Annotated in this window: 11 protein-coding genes and 1 pseudogene; 8 read left to right on the plus strand and 4 right to left on the minus strand. The window is 71.8% G+C overall.

The features are described from left to right. The first annotated feature begins 38 nt into the window (after positions 1-38). Positions 39-1,787, plus strand: coding sequence for a glycoside hydrolase family 3 protein (locus ACN27F_RS17555; protein ID WP_421434684.1), 1,749 nt, complete (start codon positions 39-41; stop codon positions 1,785-1,787). Between the two features lie 36 nt (positions 1,788-1,823). Here the strand turns inward: ACN27F_RS17555 and ACN27F_RS17560 are convergent, their stop codons facing one another. Next, positions 1,824-2,279: a hypothetical protein gene (locus tag ACN27F_RS17560; protein WP_421434686.1), complete on the minus strand. Its 456-nt coding sequence runs from the start codon at positions 2,277-2,279 to the stop codon at positions 1,824-1,826. Between the two features lie 240 nt (positions 2,280-2,519). On the opposite strand from ACN27F_RS17560, the gene ACN27F_RS17565 reads away from it, so the two are divergent. The 7 genes and pseudogenes from ACN27F_RS17565 to ACN27F_RS17595 all read left to right on the plus strand — a co-directional run bounded on the left by ACN27F_RS17565 (position 2,520) and on the right by ACN27F_RS17595 (position 10,814). Then, positions 2,520-2,978, plus strand: a complete 459-nt coding sequence (locus ACN27F_RS17565; protein ID WP_421440269.1) for a hypothetical protein — start codon at positions 2,520-2,522, stop codon at positions 2,976-2,978. Continuing rightward, positions 2,978-4,417, plus strand: coding sequence for a hypothetical protein (locus tag ACN27F_RS17570; protein WP_421434687.1), 1,440 nt, complete (start codon positions 2,978-2,980; stop codon positions 4,415-4,417). Before ACN27F_RS17565 ends, ACN27F_RS17570 begins: the two co-directional genes overlap by 1 nt. After that, positions 4,414-5,745 carry a VWA domain-containing protein gene (locus ACN27F_RS17575; RefSeq protein WP_421434689.1) on the plus strand — a complete coding sequence of 444 codons (1,332 nt, stop codon included), beginning with the start codon at positions 4,414-4,416 and terminating at the stop codon, positions 5,743-5,745. The genes ACN27F_RS17570 and ACN27F_RS17575 overlap by 4 nt, the downstream gene beginning before the upstream one ends. A gap of 12 nt (positions 5,746-5,757) precedes the next feature. Further along, entirely contained in the window at positions 5,758-6,873 is a 1,116-nt protein-coding gene (locus ACN27F_RS17580) for an ATP-binding protein (protein WP_421434691.1), read from the plus strand. Between the two features lie 47 nt (positions 6,874-6,920). Then, positions 6,921-9,656, plus strand: a pseudogene (locus ACN27F_RS17585) (DUF5682 family protein); the annotation flags it as partial. A 206-nt stretch (positions 9,657-9,862) separates the two neighbouring features. After that, positions 9,863-10,066 (plus strand): cold-shock protein, encoded by a 204-nt coding sequence (locus ACN27F_RS17590; RefSeq protein ID WP_421434693.1) that lies wholly within the window; start codon positions 9,863-9,865, stop codon positions 10,064-10,066. Between the two features lie 70 nt (positions 10,067-10,136). Beyond that, the gene (locus ACN27F_RS17595; protein WP_421440271.1) at positions 10,137-10,814 is read left to right on the plus strand and encodes a class I SAM-dependent methyltransferase; all 678 of its coding nucleotides are present in this window, start codon (positions 10,137-10,139) and stop codon (positions 10,812-10,814) included. 33 nt (positions 10,815-10,847) lie between these two features. Here ACN27F_RS17595 and ACN27F_RS17600 read toward each other — a convergent pair whose 3' ends face one another. Genes ACN27F_RS17600 through ACN27F_RS17610 form a run of 3 tightly spaced genes read right to left on the minus strand, consistent with a single transcriptional unit; the run spans position 10,848 to position 14,123 of the window. Further along, on the minus strand, positions 10,848-11,606 hold the full coding sequence (locus ACN27F_RS17600; RefSeq protein ID WP_421434695.1) for a response regulator: 759 nt from the start codon (positions 11,604-11,606) through the stop codon (positions 10,848-10,850). 37 nt (positions 11,607-11,643) lie between these two features. After that, complete coding sequence (locus ACN27F_RS17605) at positions 11,644-13,665, minus strand: histidine kinase (protein WP_421434696.1); 2,022 nt, start codon at positions 13,663-13,665, stop codon at positions 11,644-11,646. After that, positions 13,665-14,123, minus strand: a complete 459-nt coding sequence (locus ACN27F_RS17610) for a hypothetical protein (RefSeq protein WP_421434698.1) — start codon at positions 14,121-14,123, stop codon at positions 13,665-13,667. The genes ACN27F_RS17605 and ACN27F_RS17610 overlap by 1 nt, the downstream gene beginning before the upstream one ends. Positions 14,124-14,158 lie beyond the last annotated feature (35 nt).

The following is a 14,158-nucleotide window of genomic DNA, read 5'->3' on the forward strand; positions in this document are numbered from 1 at the left end:
CGTGCCGTGGGCGGGCAAACTTCCGATAACGTCAGAACGTGTCAAATGCGCAGTTCGTACACCGGGTCGAGGCCCTGCTGGGGCGGATGAGCCTGCCGGAAAAGGCCGGTCTGCTGTTCCACCCGATGATCGGCATCGGTCCGGGCGGCGCCCTCGCTCCGGCCGACCCGGACGCCGGGCTGCTCGCCGCCGTCGACCTCGTCACCCGCCGGCACATCCGCCACGTCAACCTGGTCGGCACCGCACCCGCCGGTGACCTGGCCCGCTGGCACAACCGCCTGCAGGAGCTCGCCGCGTCGACCCGGCTCGGCGTACCGGTGACGGTGTCCACCGACCCCCGGCACGCCCGGTCGGCCAATCCCAACACGGCGGCACTCGCCGGAACCTTCTCGGCCTGGCCGGAACCGCTGGGCTTCGCCGCGATCGGCGATCCCGACCTGGTGCGACGCTACGCGGACACCGTCCGGCGGGAGTATCTCGCCGTCGGCATCCGGGTGGCCCTGCACCCGCAGGGCGACCTGGCCACCGATCCGCGCTGGCCACGGGTGCTGGGCACGTTCGGTGAGCACCCGGCGGTGGTCGGCGAGCTGGTCACCGCGTACCTGCGGGGGCTGCAGGGTCCGGTGCTCGGACCGGACAGCGTCGCCGCGATGGTCAAGCACTTCCCCGGCGGTGGACCGACCCGTCACGGCGAGGATCCGCACTTCCCGTACGGCGCGGAGCAGGCCTACCCGGGTGGCCGATTCGCCGACCACGTCGGGCCGTTCGCAGCGGCTGTGCAGGCCGGGGCGGCGCAGGTGATGCTCGGTTACGGAAGGCCGGTCGGCACCAGTTGCCCGTCGGTCGGCTTCGCGTTCAACCAGGACGTGGTAACCGGGCTGCTACGCCGGCGGCTCGGCTTCACCGGGGTGATCTGCACCGACTGGGGCGTGCTCACCGACACCTCGTTCCGGGGCGAGCGGCGGCCGGCCCGTGCCTGGGGTGTCGAGCACCTCGACCCGGCGCAGCGGCTGCTGGCCGCGCTGCATGCCGGGGTCGACCAGTTCGGCGGCGAGGCGCGCCCCGACCTCGTCGTCGACCTGGTCCGCGCCGGGCGGCTCACCGAGCAGCGGGTGGACACCTCGGCCCGCCGAGTTCTGCGCGACAAGCTGCGACTCGGACTGGTCGACCAGCACCGGTACGTCGACCCGCAGCGAGCCGAACAGGAGGTCGGCAACGCCGCCGCCCGAGCCGACGGGCTGGCCGCCCAGCGGGCCTGCGTCACCCTGCTGCGCAACGCCGTCGCACCGGGCCGTCCCGGCCGGCTACCGCTCGCCGCCGGCCTGCGGGTGTACGCCGAGGGATCATTGCGCCAGGTGCTCGCCGCCCGCTGGACGGTGGTCACCGAGCCGCACCGGGCCGACGTGGCGGTGCTGCGACTGGCCGCGCCGTTCCAACGACGCGACGGGCAGGTCGAGGCGTACTTCCACGCCGGGCCGTTGGAGTTCCCGCCCGGCGCGTTGGGCCGGACACTGGCGATCGCGGCGGCGGTGCCGACCGTGGTGGACGTCTACCTGGACCGGCCGGCGGTGCTCACCGAGCTGGCCGACCGAGTGGCGGCGCTGCTGGTCAGCTTCGGCGTGGACGACGCGGCGTTGGTCGACGTCCTCGCCGGGCAGGCGACACCGGACGGCCGGCTGCCGTTCGACCTGCCGCGCAGCCAGCGGTCGGTGCTGGCCGGGCAGCCGGACGTGCCGTTCGACGACCCGGACCCGCTGTTCCGGTACGGCCATGGGCTGGCCTACTGACCCGTGTGCCGGGCCGGCGCTCAGTCGCGCTGCAGCTCAGTCGCGCTGCCGGATCCGGTGCAGCACGGCGGCGGCGACCAATCCGTACGCCAGGTGCGGCACGATGTCCGATACCCAGTCGGCGGCACTCCACTGCCGGGGGTCGCTCACCTTGAGCAGCGTCATCGGGGCGTCCGAGCCGGCCATCGCCAGCGCGGCCAACAGCCCGGTGGCCGCCCAGACCGGGGCGTGGCGTGGACCGAGCGTGGCGTAGAGGACGCCGGCGCCCAGCCCGGTGGCGTAGCCGAGCAGCGGGCCCAGCCCGGCCCGTCGACGCTGTGCCGTCTCCTCGTCGCCGAGGTCGACGTGCAGCGTGTCGGCGAGCCGGCCGACGCTGCGTTGCGGTGTCGAGCTGGCCGGTCGGGCCCGGCCAGCCATGTCGAGGTAGGTGACCATGTTCAGGGCGCTGGTGCCGGCGGCCCCGGCCAGCAGCCCACTCAAGATCCGCCGCATGCCGTCACGTACCCGGCACGTGGGCGAGTTAACGTGCCCCCTTCAGGTGCGCGCTCGCCGGTCATGGCCCGCGGTTGAGCCACGGCTGCGGGTTTGTCGGACCGGGACGGTAGAACTTCTCGCGTCACGGTGCCGCCCCCGGCGGGGCGTACAGCCGGGTGCGGACGAAACGAGCAAAGGTTGGAGGGCAAGTTCGTGGACACGGACGACGCCGACTGGGAGCGACGCAGCACGGTACGGATGGTGCCGGCGGCGCAACCTCGCAAGCTGGCGAAGGTGCCCTTCGTCGAACTCGCCGACGGGCGCCTGCAGGGGGTGGTGTCCAGCGGCTCCGACATCGAGCGGGTGTACGTGTCGTCGGTCGCCGCCGGCACGCACGAGCTGAGCTGCAGCACCAACAACAACCGGCCGTGCGGCGGGCTACGCGGGATCGCCTGCAACCACATCGCCGCGCTCGCCAACGAGGCGTTTTTGCAGTACGGCGCCGAGCGGGTTGCGAGCTATCTCCGGGTCGACGCGGGTGTCGAGACCACCACCGGGGATCGGCTGGTGTGGCAGCTACGCGGGCCGATGGCGGCGATCTCGCCGGCAGCCGCGGTGTTCAGCCGGTTTCTGCGCTACCTGTCCTACCTGGAGTTGCCGGGCAGCGCCGAGCCGCTGCCCGAGCTGCACTGGTTCCCGGCCGGAGCGGCACACTGATGCGCGGGGCACAACTCGCCGATCTACTCAGCGCGACACCGGCGGGGACGACCGATGCGCTCGACGTGCTCGACGGCTTCGACCGGGCGTTGGTCGGCGGCCTGGGCCGGCTCGACCAGGAGCGTGCGTCGGCGCTGGCCGACCTGGCCGGCGCGGTTGCCGGTACCCCGCTGGGTGCGGCCGTCGGCGAGGCGGTGGACAAGATCGTCGCCGGCTCGGTCGGCGAGGAACAACTGCTGCTGCTCGCCGGGGCCCGCACCGCGATCGCCGGCGCCGTACACGACGCACTGGTCGACCAGCTGGACACCGCCCTCGGCCGCACGCGGTCCGAGTGGCCGGCACTGCCGCCGGCCGCTGACGGACCGGCCGTCGGCGGGCCCACAGGGGACGGACCGGCCGTGGACGGCCGGTTGCTGGCCGCCCGGTCCTGGCTGGCCGAGCTGGCCATCACCGGCTGGCGCAACGTCGACCACGACCTGGTGTCCGCGAGCCAGCAGGCGCTGCAGGCGCTGCTCACCGAGCCGACGTTGCGCCGCGCCGCGGTCCTGCTCGACGGGCTCGCCACGGAACTGCACGCCTGCAGCCCGGTGGCGATGCTGGACCGGCTGCCGCGCCGTCGCTGGGCCGACCTGTGGGCGCGGGGGATGCTGCTCACCCGGCGCGACGACGTCACCCCCGACACCGAGCGAATCTCCGGTCGGCTGCTGCTGCTCGGCGCCGACGTACACGAGCACGCCACCGCCGTACAGGTGCAGGTGCACGGCCTGCTGGAAGCCGCCGGCGAGGCCGTGCCCCGGCTGGTGCGGGCCAGCGTCTCGGCGGCGAAGGTCGACACCATCGTCGGACCGGTCGTCTGGCAACTGCTGAGCGGGCACCAGACGCTGCTCGCCGCGCTCGCCGGGCGGCTCAGCCTGGAGCTGACCGAGATGCCGCTGCGGCCCAGCGGCGACCTGCTCTGGCGGGACGCCCAGGCACGGGTTGGCGAGCCGGCCGACCCGTTCGCGACCGCCCGGGTACAGCTCGCCGGTGTGCTGGCGCCAGCGGCCCCACCGCTGGACCGCCATCCGGTCACGATCGCCGAGCCGGTCCTGGTGGAGGGTTATCCCACGGCGGCCGGTGACGGCGTCGGCGGGCTGGTCTTCGATGTCGACGGCAGCCCGCTCCCGGTGGCCACCGACCGGCTGCCCGGCTGCGGGCCACTGACCGTCGAGCTGGCGGCCAGGTCGTCAGCCTGCGTCGGGCTGCTGCGCTGGGACGCCGGTCGCTGGTCACTGCAACCGCTCGGCGTGCAGGCCACGGTCAAGCGAAAGACGGTCGACGTCCATACCGGTGACTGGGCGCAGGGGCCGACGGATCCGAAGGTCGCCAAGGCGTTGACCCGTTCCGGTGATCCGATCGGAGTGCTGCGCGAGCGGGCGGGACGGTTGCTGCGAAAATGACGACTTCCGAGATCAACCGGCACGCCAACCGGCGACAGGTGCTCTACTGGCGACTCCTCGCCCGACTGTTCGACCCGCAGGAACAGCCAGCGTTGGAACGCACCAGCATGGCCGTGGTCGACGAGCTGGATCTGCCGGCCGCGCTGCTCGACCCGTCGGTGTCGATCGACACCGTCGTACAGCGATTCCCCGAGCTGGCCGACGAGCTGCCCGACCTGCTCACTCCGTCGCCGGCGGACGGGGGCGGCGCCGACAAGGGCAACGCCGCAACCGAGGCTGCGGACCAGGTCGGCACCGACGAGGTACGCCGGGCCGCGCTGGTGTCGAAGCTGCTGCTCAACGTCTTCGCCACCGGCAGCGGTGAGGTGACCGCCGGCCAGCTCGCCGCCTGGCAGGCCGACGCCGGCTGGTACCAGCGGGCCTGCGGCGCCGAGCCCGGCCGCCGCGACGGCGTGCTGAGTGCCGTCGAAGGTGACCTGGTCCGCCGGATGCGGCTGCGGGAGGTCCTCGCCGACCCGGCACTGGCCCGCCAGCTCACCCCCAGCATGTCGCTGATCGAGCAGCTGCTGCGGGACAAGTCGAACCTGTCCGGCGTGGCGCTGGCCAACGCCAAGGCGCTGATCCGCCGTTTCGTCGACGAAGTCGCCGAGGTGTTGAAGACCCAGGTGCAGCAGACCAGCGTCGGCACCATCGACCGGTCGGTGCCGCCGAAGCGGGTGTTCCGCAATCTCGACCTGGACCGCACCATCTGGAAGAACCTGCCGAACTGGAGCCCGACCGACGAGCGGCTCTACGTCGACCGGCTCTACTACCGGCACACCGCCAAGCGGGTCACCCCGGCCCGGCTGATCGTGGTCGTCGACCAGTCCGGCTCCATGGTGGACGCGATGGTCAACTGCACCATCCTGGCCTCGATCTTCGCCGGCCTGCCCAAGGTGGACGTGCACCTGGTCGCGTACGACACCCGGGCGCTCGACCTGACGCCGTGGGTGCACGACCCGTTCGAGGTGCTGCTGCGCACGAACCTCGGCGGCGGCACCGACGGCACGGCCGCGCTGGAGCTGGCCCGGCCGAAGATCGTCGATCCGCGCAACACCGTGCTGGTCTGGATCTCCGACTTCTACGAGTGGCAGGCCCAGCCGGTCTTCGACGGCCTGCAGGCGGTGCATCGCAGCGGCGCCAGGCTGATCCCGGTCGGTTCGGTCAGCAGCGGCGGTCAGCAGAGCGTCAATCCGTGGTTCCGCAAACGCCTCAAGGACCAGGGCACCCCGGTGCTGTCCGGGCACGTCCGCAAACTCGTCGTCGAACTCAAGAGCTTCCTCACCTAGGAGAGATCCGCCATGACCGCAGACATGCTGCGCGCCCCCGCCGAGATCAAGTACGCCGAGGAGCTCGACTACCTGGAGTCGGTCGACGACAACCCGAAGCCGTTCTCGTGGCGGCTCAGTCCGAAGATGGTCCGGCTGTTCGTCCTCGGCTCCGAGCGGGCCGACGGGCTCGACCGGGAGATCCCGCAGAAGTGGTTCGGCGACCGCGGCTTCGTCGAACGCAGCATCGTCACCCTCGCCTCCGACCGGGGCCTACTGCTGATCGGCGACCCGGGCACCGGCAAGAGCTGGCTGGCCGAGCTGCTGTCCGCCGCGATCTGCCGCAACTCGACCCTGGTGGTCCAGGGCACCGCCGGCACCACCGAGGACCACATCAAGTACTCGTGGAACGTGTCGATGGTCATCGCCCAGGGACAGTCCCGGCAGTCGATGATCCCGTCGCCGATCATGACCGCGATGGAGCAGGGCGTCATCGGCCGGTTCGAGGAGCTGACCCGGTCCACCAGCGACGTCCAGGACGCGCTGATCTCCATCCTGTCCGAGAAGTACGTCTCCATCCCGGAGCTGGACTCGGACAACATCGTCTTCGCTCAGCCGGGCTTTTCGATCATCGCCACCGCCAACAGCCGCGACCGGGGTGTCAACGACCTGTCGTCGGCCCTGAAGCGGCGGTTCAACTTCGTCCGCATCCCGGTGGTCACCAACAAGCGCAGCGAGGCGGAGATCGTCCGGTTCCGTACCACCGAACTGCTGCGCCGGCACCAGATCGAGCTGGAGGTGCCGCCGACGCTGTTGGACGTACTGCTGCAGAGCTTCGCCGACCTGCGGGCCGCCGCAGCGTCCGCGACCAGCGACGACGAGAAGTTGGAGTCGGCGCTGTCCACCGCCGAGCAGATCGGCGTGCTGGAGGACGCGATCCTGCACAGCGAGTTCTTCGGCGACCGGACGCTGCGCGCGGCGACGCTGGCCAGCTCGATGGTCGGCTCGCTGGCCCGGCGCAGCCCGGAGGACCTGGCTATCCTGAACAAGTTCTGGCACGGCGTGATCGAGCCGCGCAGCAAGTCCGACGGCGGCGAGTGGCCGGCCTTCCTCGAAGGCGGCCGCCAGAGCATCGCCACCCTGTCATGAGCAAGCTCACCACCACGCTCGCCAGCGGGAACGGGAGAGCCGACGGGATGGATCAGCAGCAGCTGGCATCGGGCGGGTTCGCCGCGCTGCGGGAGCAGTTGACCGACGCGGCGGGCGCGTTCGCGGCGTCGCCCGACGCGCTGACCGGCATCCTCGCCGGCATGGTCGACGACGTCGACCGGGCACTCGCCGAACCGCTGGAGATCTTTCCGGTCTGTCACCACTCGCCGTCGTCGGCGCTGGCCATGGCCCGGCGACTACGCGACAGGCAACCGAAGGTGATCTACCTGGAGCTGTGCGAGGACCTCCGGCCGCTGCTGACCGAGCTGCGCAACTGCGAGTTGCCGGTGGCGTTGCAGGCGTTCGCCAGCGATCTCGACGGCTTCCCGACCAGCGCCGGACCGCTCAGCGTGGTCGCGCCGATCACCGAGGCGTCCGCCGAGTACCAGGCGATCGCGTACGCGCTGGACACCCCGGGTGTCGAACTGGTGTTGGTGGACCGCTCCACCGACCACGTCTTCCAGCGGCAGGCGCGCGACAGCGACCCGGACGGCGACAGCGACGCTCCCGCCGGGGAGCCCGACGAGGCGGCCCTGCACGGTGACGCGGTCGGCGTGGAGATCGGCGACCTGCGGCCCGGCTTCGCCGAACTGGAGGCCCACCTGCTGCACCACGGCAAGGTGCGGCACTGGTCCGAGTGGTGGGACCAGTACGTCGAGCAGCCGCTGGTCGACGCCGACTACGCCACGTACCGGCAGGTCATGGTGATGATCGGCAGCCTGTTCCGGCGGCTGCGCCCGACCGGCGACGCCCGCCACGACCGTGACGAGGACCGGGAACGCTTCATGTGGACCCGGATGCGCGAACACCTCGCCGCCACCGGCACCGCCCCGGCCGACTGCCTGTACGTCTGCGGCGCGTTCCACGCCGTGAGCCGGGTGGCGCAGTTCGGGGTGGCGGCCACCGCGCCCTTCGAGATCACCCCACGCACGGCGACCGAGTGGCGTTACGGCCTCATCCCGTCCAGTCACTCGGCGATCGAGGCGCAGTTCGGGCTGGCCGGCGGGACCGTGTCGATCGCCGAGGCGACCTGGCACAAGGCACTGGCCGGCAGCCGGACCACCGGGTACCGGCTGGCCGGGCAGCAGGGCGGCCGCAAACGGGCCGCCCGCAAGCCGAAGGCGGCGGCGGTGACGGCCGGTGTGGACAGCGCCGGCGCCCCGGTCGCCGATCGGCTCAGCGGTTTCCTGTCCGCCCCGTCGCGCCCCGGCGAGTTGGACGAGGCCGAGCTGATCGGCTGGTGCGTGGACATCGTGCGGCTGGCCCGGCGCAGCGGCTACCCGGCCAGCACCGCCGACGCGATCGCCGTGTACGAGACCGCGGTGCTGCTGGCCGGGATGCGCAACCGACGCCGGCCGACCCCGTACGACTTCGCCGACGCGGCGGTGACCTGCATCGAGAAGGACGTGGTGCCGGGTCGGCGGGACGTGCGTCGGCTGTGCGAGATCCTGCTCGGCGGGGACCGGATCGGGCGGGTCGGCTACGACGCGCTGCCGCCGCTGGCCCGCGACGTCTACGACCGGCTCGCCCCGCTCGGGCTGGACCTGCAGCGGCGTACGGTGCAGCGGGCACTGCTGGACCTGGCCGCCCGGCCGGACCTGGCCGCGTGCTCGGATCTGCTCTGGATGCTGCGCCGGCTGCTTCCGGCGCAGGCAGTGCGACCGATCATGGGCGAGCGGCGGCTCGGCGAGACGTCGGTGCAGGAAAGCTGGGACGTGGCGATCGGCCGCCACCAGCGGTCGATCATCGAGCTGGGCTACGAGGGCGTCACCATCGAGCAGGTGCTCGAACAGCGGCTGCGCAAGGCGGCCTGGGATCCGCAGGCCACCGCCGCCACCGCCCTCGCCGCCGTCGAGGATTCGCTGTTGTACCTGCGCAACCGGCGGTTCACCGACGAACTGGGCGCCCGCGCGGTGCAACTCCTCGCCGCCGAACGCACCGTCGACGACGCCCCGGAGGTGCTGCACCGGATCCGACGGTTGCTCACGCACTACCGCACCGGCGGTGACACCGAGTTGCCGGCCTGGTGCCGGGCGTTCGTCACCACCGGATACGCCCACTACTGCACGTTGCTGCCCACCGCGTTCGTCGACGACGAGACCGGGCTGCGGCAGGTGGCGGCGATGCTCGGCTTCCTGATGACCCTGGAGAGCCTGGCCATGGCGCTCGGCTGCGACCGGGCGCAACTGGAGCTGGCGGTGCGTCAGTCGCATCCGGAGGCACCGGCCAAGGTGGCGTTGCTGTGGGCGGCCCAGTGCCAGCTGAGCCAGGTGACGCTCGCGCAGTTGCGCGAGCGCTGCGCCGGGCTGCTGGCCAACCCGCTGACGGTCAACGCGTTCCCGCAGTATCTGAGCGGGTTCGTACAGGCGCTGGAGCCGGTGCCGACGCTGGCCCCGTTCGTGGTGGAGGTGCTGTCCACGGCGTTCGGTCAGCTGCCGGACCAGGTGCTGCTGCCCTGGCTACCCACGTTGATCACGACGCTGCGCGAGCAGGCCGCCGAGCTGGTCCCGGTGCTGGTCCGCGAGGCTGGTCGGACCTTTCCCGCTGGTCTACCCGCGCTGGACTCGTGGACCGCGCCGTGGGAGCAGGCGCCCGGACCGACCGATCCGGGCCGGACCGTGCGGGTCGGCCCAGCCGGCACCGGACATACGATGTCCGGGCCGGTGCCGCAGCTGTTGGTCGGTTTCCCGCAGACCGCAGACGCGGTGTCCGCGTTGCTCGGGCGGATCTGACGGGTGGCCTGCCGGCGTCGGCCGCCGGAGCATGCTACGTTTGCCGCGTTGCAGTTGATTTCCACATGGCACCAGCTTTCGTCGACCACCAGTAAACGGATTCTGGCCAGTTGTGCCGGGCCCTCCGGATGGAGATTGATTACGGCGGCAACGCGGGGACCGCACGTCGCGGGCCCCATCCTGAAGGAGCAGCAAGAATGGCATTCGGTACGGTCAAGTGGTTCAACGCCGACAAGGGTTTCGGCTTCATCAGCCAGGATGGCGGAGCGCCTGACGTCTTCGCCCACTTCTCCGCCATCGCGTCCAGCGGGTTCCGCACGCTTGAGGAGAACCAGCGGGTCGAGTTCGACATCGAGCAAGGCCAGAAGGGCCTGCAGGCCGCCAACATCCGGGTGATCTGACATATCCGTGCACCCCGGGGCAGCCTCGGCGTCGCCGCAGCCCCGGGGTGGACGACCACCGCCGGACGCCCTGCGGCGTCGGCTGTTCGACGACGCCGCGCGGGGTGGTTCGCGGGGAGCTGACCAGCTGCATCTGACCCCGGTGTCGCTCGCCCGGGAGATCCGTCTGTTTCTCGCCGAGGACCCGACCGTCCTGTGGGCCCGACTCGAAGCAGCGGCTGGTCGGCGGCTGCCGCCACCGTTCTGGGCTTCAGCCTGGGCTGGCGGCCAGGCACTGGCCCGCTACCTGCTCGACAACCCGGACGTGGTGGCCGGCCAGCGGGTGCTCGATCTGGCGTCCGGATCCGGCCTGGTGGCCATCGCGGCGGCCAAAGCCGGCGCCGCTGTCGTCACCGCCAACGACATCGATCCATGGGCGATCTCCGCCATCGGATTCAATGCCGCCGCGAACGCGGTCGAGATCGAAACCAGCGACGGCGATCTGCTCGGCGGCGCCGGTGCCGACGCCGACGTGGTCCTTGCCGGCGACGCCTTGTACGACGCCGACCTGGCCGCCCGCGTGCTGCCGTTTCTCTGCCGGCTCGCGGACCAGGGCATCGACGTCATGGTGGGTGACCCGGGGCGGACCTACTGCACCCTGGAGAAGCTGGCTCCGCTGGTCAGCTACCGCTGGACGAGATCGGGTCCGGCCGAGGACGATCTGATCACGCAGACCAGCGTGCTGGCGCTCCGACCGACCGCCAGGTGACCGCGGGTCGACCCGTGCGGGGCGGCCGGTGGCTCAACGCCCGCCCGGCTGGTGCGGTGGTGCCGGCTGGTGCGGTGGTGCCGCGACGATGCCGGCGTCGCGGGCGAGCAGGGCCGCCTGGACCCGGTCGCTGACGCCGAGCTTGCCGAAGATCGCGGACACCTGGTTGCGGATTGTCTTCGCGCTCAGCCCGAACTGCCGGGCGATCTGCGCGTTGCCTTCACCGCCCGCCAGATGCCGCAGAATCTCCTGCTCACGCGGAGTGAGCCGGTCGAACGGCGCCGGGGCCCGTGCCGGCGACACCGCAGCGGGCCGCGCCGGCGCGCCGCGCGACGATCCCGGGCCGGGCGACGATCCCGGGCCGGACCCTGATCCCGCACCGAACCCGACGAGGCGGATTCCTGGACCGAGCACCAGGCCGCCGCTGGCGACGGTACGCAGTGCGTCGACCACCACGTCCGGATCGGTGTCCTTGAGCAGGTAGCCCCGGGCACCGGCGCGCAGCGCACGGGCGACGGTCTCGTCGTCGTCGGCCATGGTGAGCATCAGCACGGCCGTACCCGGTCGGTGCCGCAGGATGTCCGCGGTCGCCCGGACCCCGTCCCCGTCGGGCAGCGCGATGTCCATGGCGACCACCGTGACCTGGTCGTGCACCACCGCGGCGATCGCCTCGGCGCAGCTGGCCGCCTCGACGACCCGCGCCACCCACGGTTCGCCGTCGAGCATCGTGCGCAGTCCTCGGCGGACCACCGGATGATCGTCGACGATCAGCACCCGGGCCTGTTGCGGCATGTCCGCTCCTTCACCGCCGACGCATGCTCCACTGCCGCTAGCCATCTTCGGTCCACGGCAGCCGGACCCGCACCACAGTTCCGCCCTGCGGCCCGTCACCGATTTCACAGCCGCCGCCGAGTTCGACCGCCCGCTGCCGGATCGAGTCCAGCCCCACCCCGCCGGGGCGGGCCCGGGCCGCACCCACCCCGTCGTCGGTCACCTCCACCACCAGTAGACCACCGTCGCGGCGTACGCCCGGGTGCGCTTCGCGATGGATCCATACGTCACAGGACGCGGCACCGGCATGATGGGCCACATTGGACAAAGCTTCCGCGACGATCCGGTAGGCGGCGACCTCGACCGCCGCCGGCAGCTGGCCCAGATCGGCATCCGCGCTCAGCCGTACCCGCAACTGCGGGCCGTCGAAGCGCTGGCATTCGGAGCGCAGCGCCGACACCAGTCCGTGATCGAGCACAGCCGGGCGCAGCTGGTCGACCAATCGGCGTACCTCGGTCGTGCAGGTACGCAGATCGTCGGCGAGCCCGTCGAGGATCGGGTCGAGGCGTGCGGATCCGGTAGCGAGTTTGCGCGCCGCGCGTACCTGCATCGACATACCGGCGAAGGTGGGGCCGAGCCCGTCGTGCAAGTCCCGGCGCAGCCGGCGGCGTTCCTCCTCCCGGGCCAGCACCAGTTGCTCTCGCGACTGGCGCAGTTCACGGATCAGCCGGGCCGTCGCCACCGCCACCGAGGCGTGCCGGGCGACGTCGCTGAGCAGCCGCCGTTCCACCGGGGTGAACCGGTCCCCGGGCCGGCGCCGCGCCACCACCAACTGCCCGACCCGGTCACCGTGGATGAGCATGTCGAAGCGTTCTACCGACCCGGTCGGCTCACCGTGCACCGCATGGACGACCTGGCCGGGCGCGGGCTGGACGACCTGGCCGGGCGCGGGCTGGTCGTCGACCTCGACGGCGACGTAGGGCACCTGCAGCGACCGGGCGATGGTGCCGGTCAACAACGCCGGTACGGCATGCGGCTGCACGGTGTTCTCCAGCAGGCCCCCGAGGCGGGTGAGCACCCCGTACGGGTCGTCACGGTCGCCGTACAGCAGTCGGTTGACGCCGCGCTGCACCCGATGACGCAGCGGCTCGAAGGTGACCGCGATCAGTCCGGTCGCGACCAGTGACGCGTTCGACGTGTCGCCGCCGAGCACCAGGTCGCGCAGCAGCGCGACGGTAGCCACGAATCCCGCGATCACCAGCAGGCTCATCACCAACCAGACCAGCGTCCGGTTGATGACCTGTTCCAGCTGGTAGAGCCGGTAACGCAGCACCGCCAGGGTCAGCCCGCCGGGAACGGCGACCACCATCAACACCCAGGCACCGGCCAGGTTGAGCCCGTCGAGCACCAGGCCCAGCAGGAACAGCGCACCGGCCACCAGCAGGCAGGCGAGCTGCTGACGGGTCCCCCCGACAGCGCGACGCCAGCGGCCGGCCAGCGACACCAGCACCGCGACCACGGCCAGCACCTCGACCGCGACGGCCAGCAGCGCGACCCGCACCAGCAGCTGTGCCCGCCCGGCGGCGGCCTGCTCGCCCGAGAGCAGCAACCCTCGTGGGTCGTCCAACGCCGCCACCGCGAAGGCGACGGTGGCCAGCGCGGCGCAGCCCACGAGGAGCCCGGACACGGACCGCCAGCGGGGACCGGGCAGTTTTCCGTCCGGAAAGACGAGCAACGCCAGGAAGACCAAGGTGTACGGCGGCCACCACAGCCACTGCGCCAGCCAGGCCAGCGGCAGCCACGCCGACCAGCTCAGCGCCACCACTTCGACGGTTGCGGTCAGCCCGGCGGCGAGCATCAGCCGGCCGACCGGGTGGCCCGGCATGCCGGCCAGCACCAGCGCGCCGAGGGCGGTGAACACGGCCGCGAAGACCGCGGTCAGGGTGCTCGGCCCGAGCAGCAGGCGGTCATGCTGGTAGAGCTGACCGGCGAGGACGGCCGACGCGATGGTGATGGCGGCGACGGCCAGCGCCAGCCGCCGCCGGCCGATCGATGCGACCCGCCGCCAGGCGGCCGGCATCAGTGGCTCCAGCCGGCTGCGTGCATCGCGTTGTGCAGGAAGTTCCCGGAGTCGCCCTTGTCATGGTCGGGCATGCCGAAGATGTCGTCGTGCAGATCGTCGCCCAGCTGCGGCAGGCAGGCGACTGCCTGCTCGATGGTCAGCCGGGCCCGGGTGACGATGTCCGGATAGGTCCGGAGATACCACTCGACGTGATCGCGGACCGCCTGCAGTCGCCGTTGGAGCGTGACCGGATCGCCCGGATCGGCGCACGCCCGCAGGTCGATCAGGTGCCATTCCGGATCGAACACCGCAGCCAGCCGCCGGCCGGTGCCGTCGAAGAACTCGACCGCACCACCGAACTTGCCGCCGTTGCCCGGCTCCGCGAGCAGTTCGGCCAGACTGGGATAGACATGTGCGAAGGTGTCATCGCTGGCGATCACCAGGATCGGCACGTCGTCGCTGGTCACCGGTCTCATCGCAGGGTCCTTCCAGATGGGTGGGGTAGCTGTGG

The organism is Solwaraspora sp. WMMB335, assembly GCF_049179075.1.
GTDB lineage: Bacteria > Actinomycetota > Actinomycetes > Mycobacteriales > Micromonosporaceae > Micromonospora_E.

Excerpts from the sequence above, each read along its gene's own strand:
- ACN27F_RS17580 (WP_421434691.1), top strand. The coding sequence starts at position 5,758 with ATGACCGCAGACATGCTGCGCGCCCCCGCCGAGATCAAGTACGCCGAG.
- ACN27F_RS17570 (WP_421434687.1), top strand. The coding sequence starts at position 2,978 with ATGCGCGGGGCACAACTCGCCGATCTACTCAGCGCGACACCGGCGGGG.
- ACN27F_RS17610 (WP_421434698.1), bottom strand. The coding sequence starts at position 14,123 with ATGAGACCGGTGACCAGCGACGACGTGCCGATCCTGGTGATCGCCAGC.
- ACN27F_RS17560 (WP_421434686.1), bottom strand. The coding sequence starts at position 2,279 with ATGCGGCGGATCTTGAGTGGGCTGCTGGCCGGGGCCGCCGGCACCAGC.
- ACN27F_RS17565 (WP_421440269.1), top strand. The coding sequence starts at position 2,520 with ATGGTGCCGGCGGCGCAACCTCGCAAGCTGGCGAAGGTGCCCTTCGTC.
- ACN27F_RS17605 (WP_421434696.1), bottom strand. The coding sequence starts at position 13,665 with ATGCCGGCCGCCTGGCGGCGGGTCGCATCGATCGGCCGGCGGCGGCTG.
- ACN27F_RS17600 (WP_421434695.1), bottom strand. The coding sequence starts at position 11,606 with ATGCCGCAACAGGCCCGGGTGCTGATCGTCGACGATCATCCGGTGGTC.
- ACN27F_RS17575 (WP_421434689.1), top strand. The coding sequence starts at position 4,414 with ATGACGACTTCCGAGATCAACCGGCACGCCAACCGGCGACAGGTGCTC.
- ACN27F_RS17590 (WP_421434693.1), top strand. The coding sequence starts at position 9,863 with ATGGCATTCGGTACGGTCAAGTGGTTCAACGCCGACAAGGGTTTCGGC.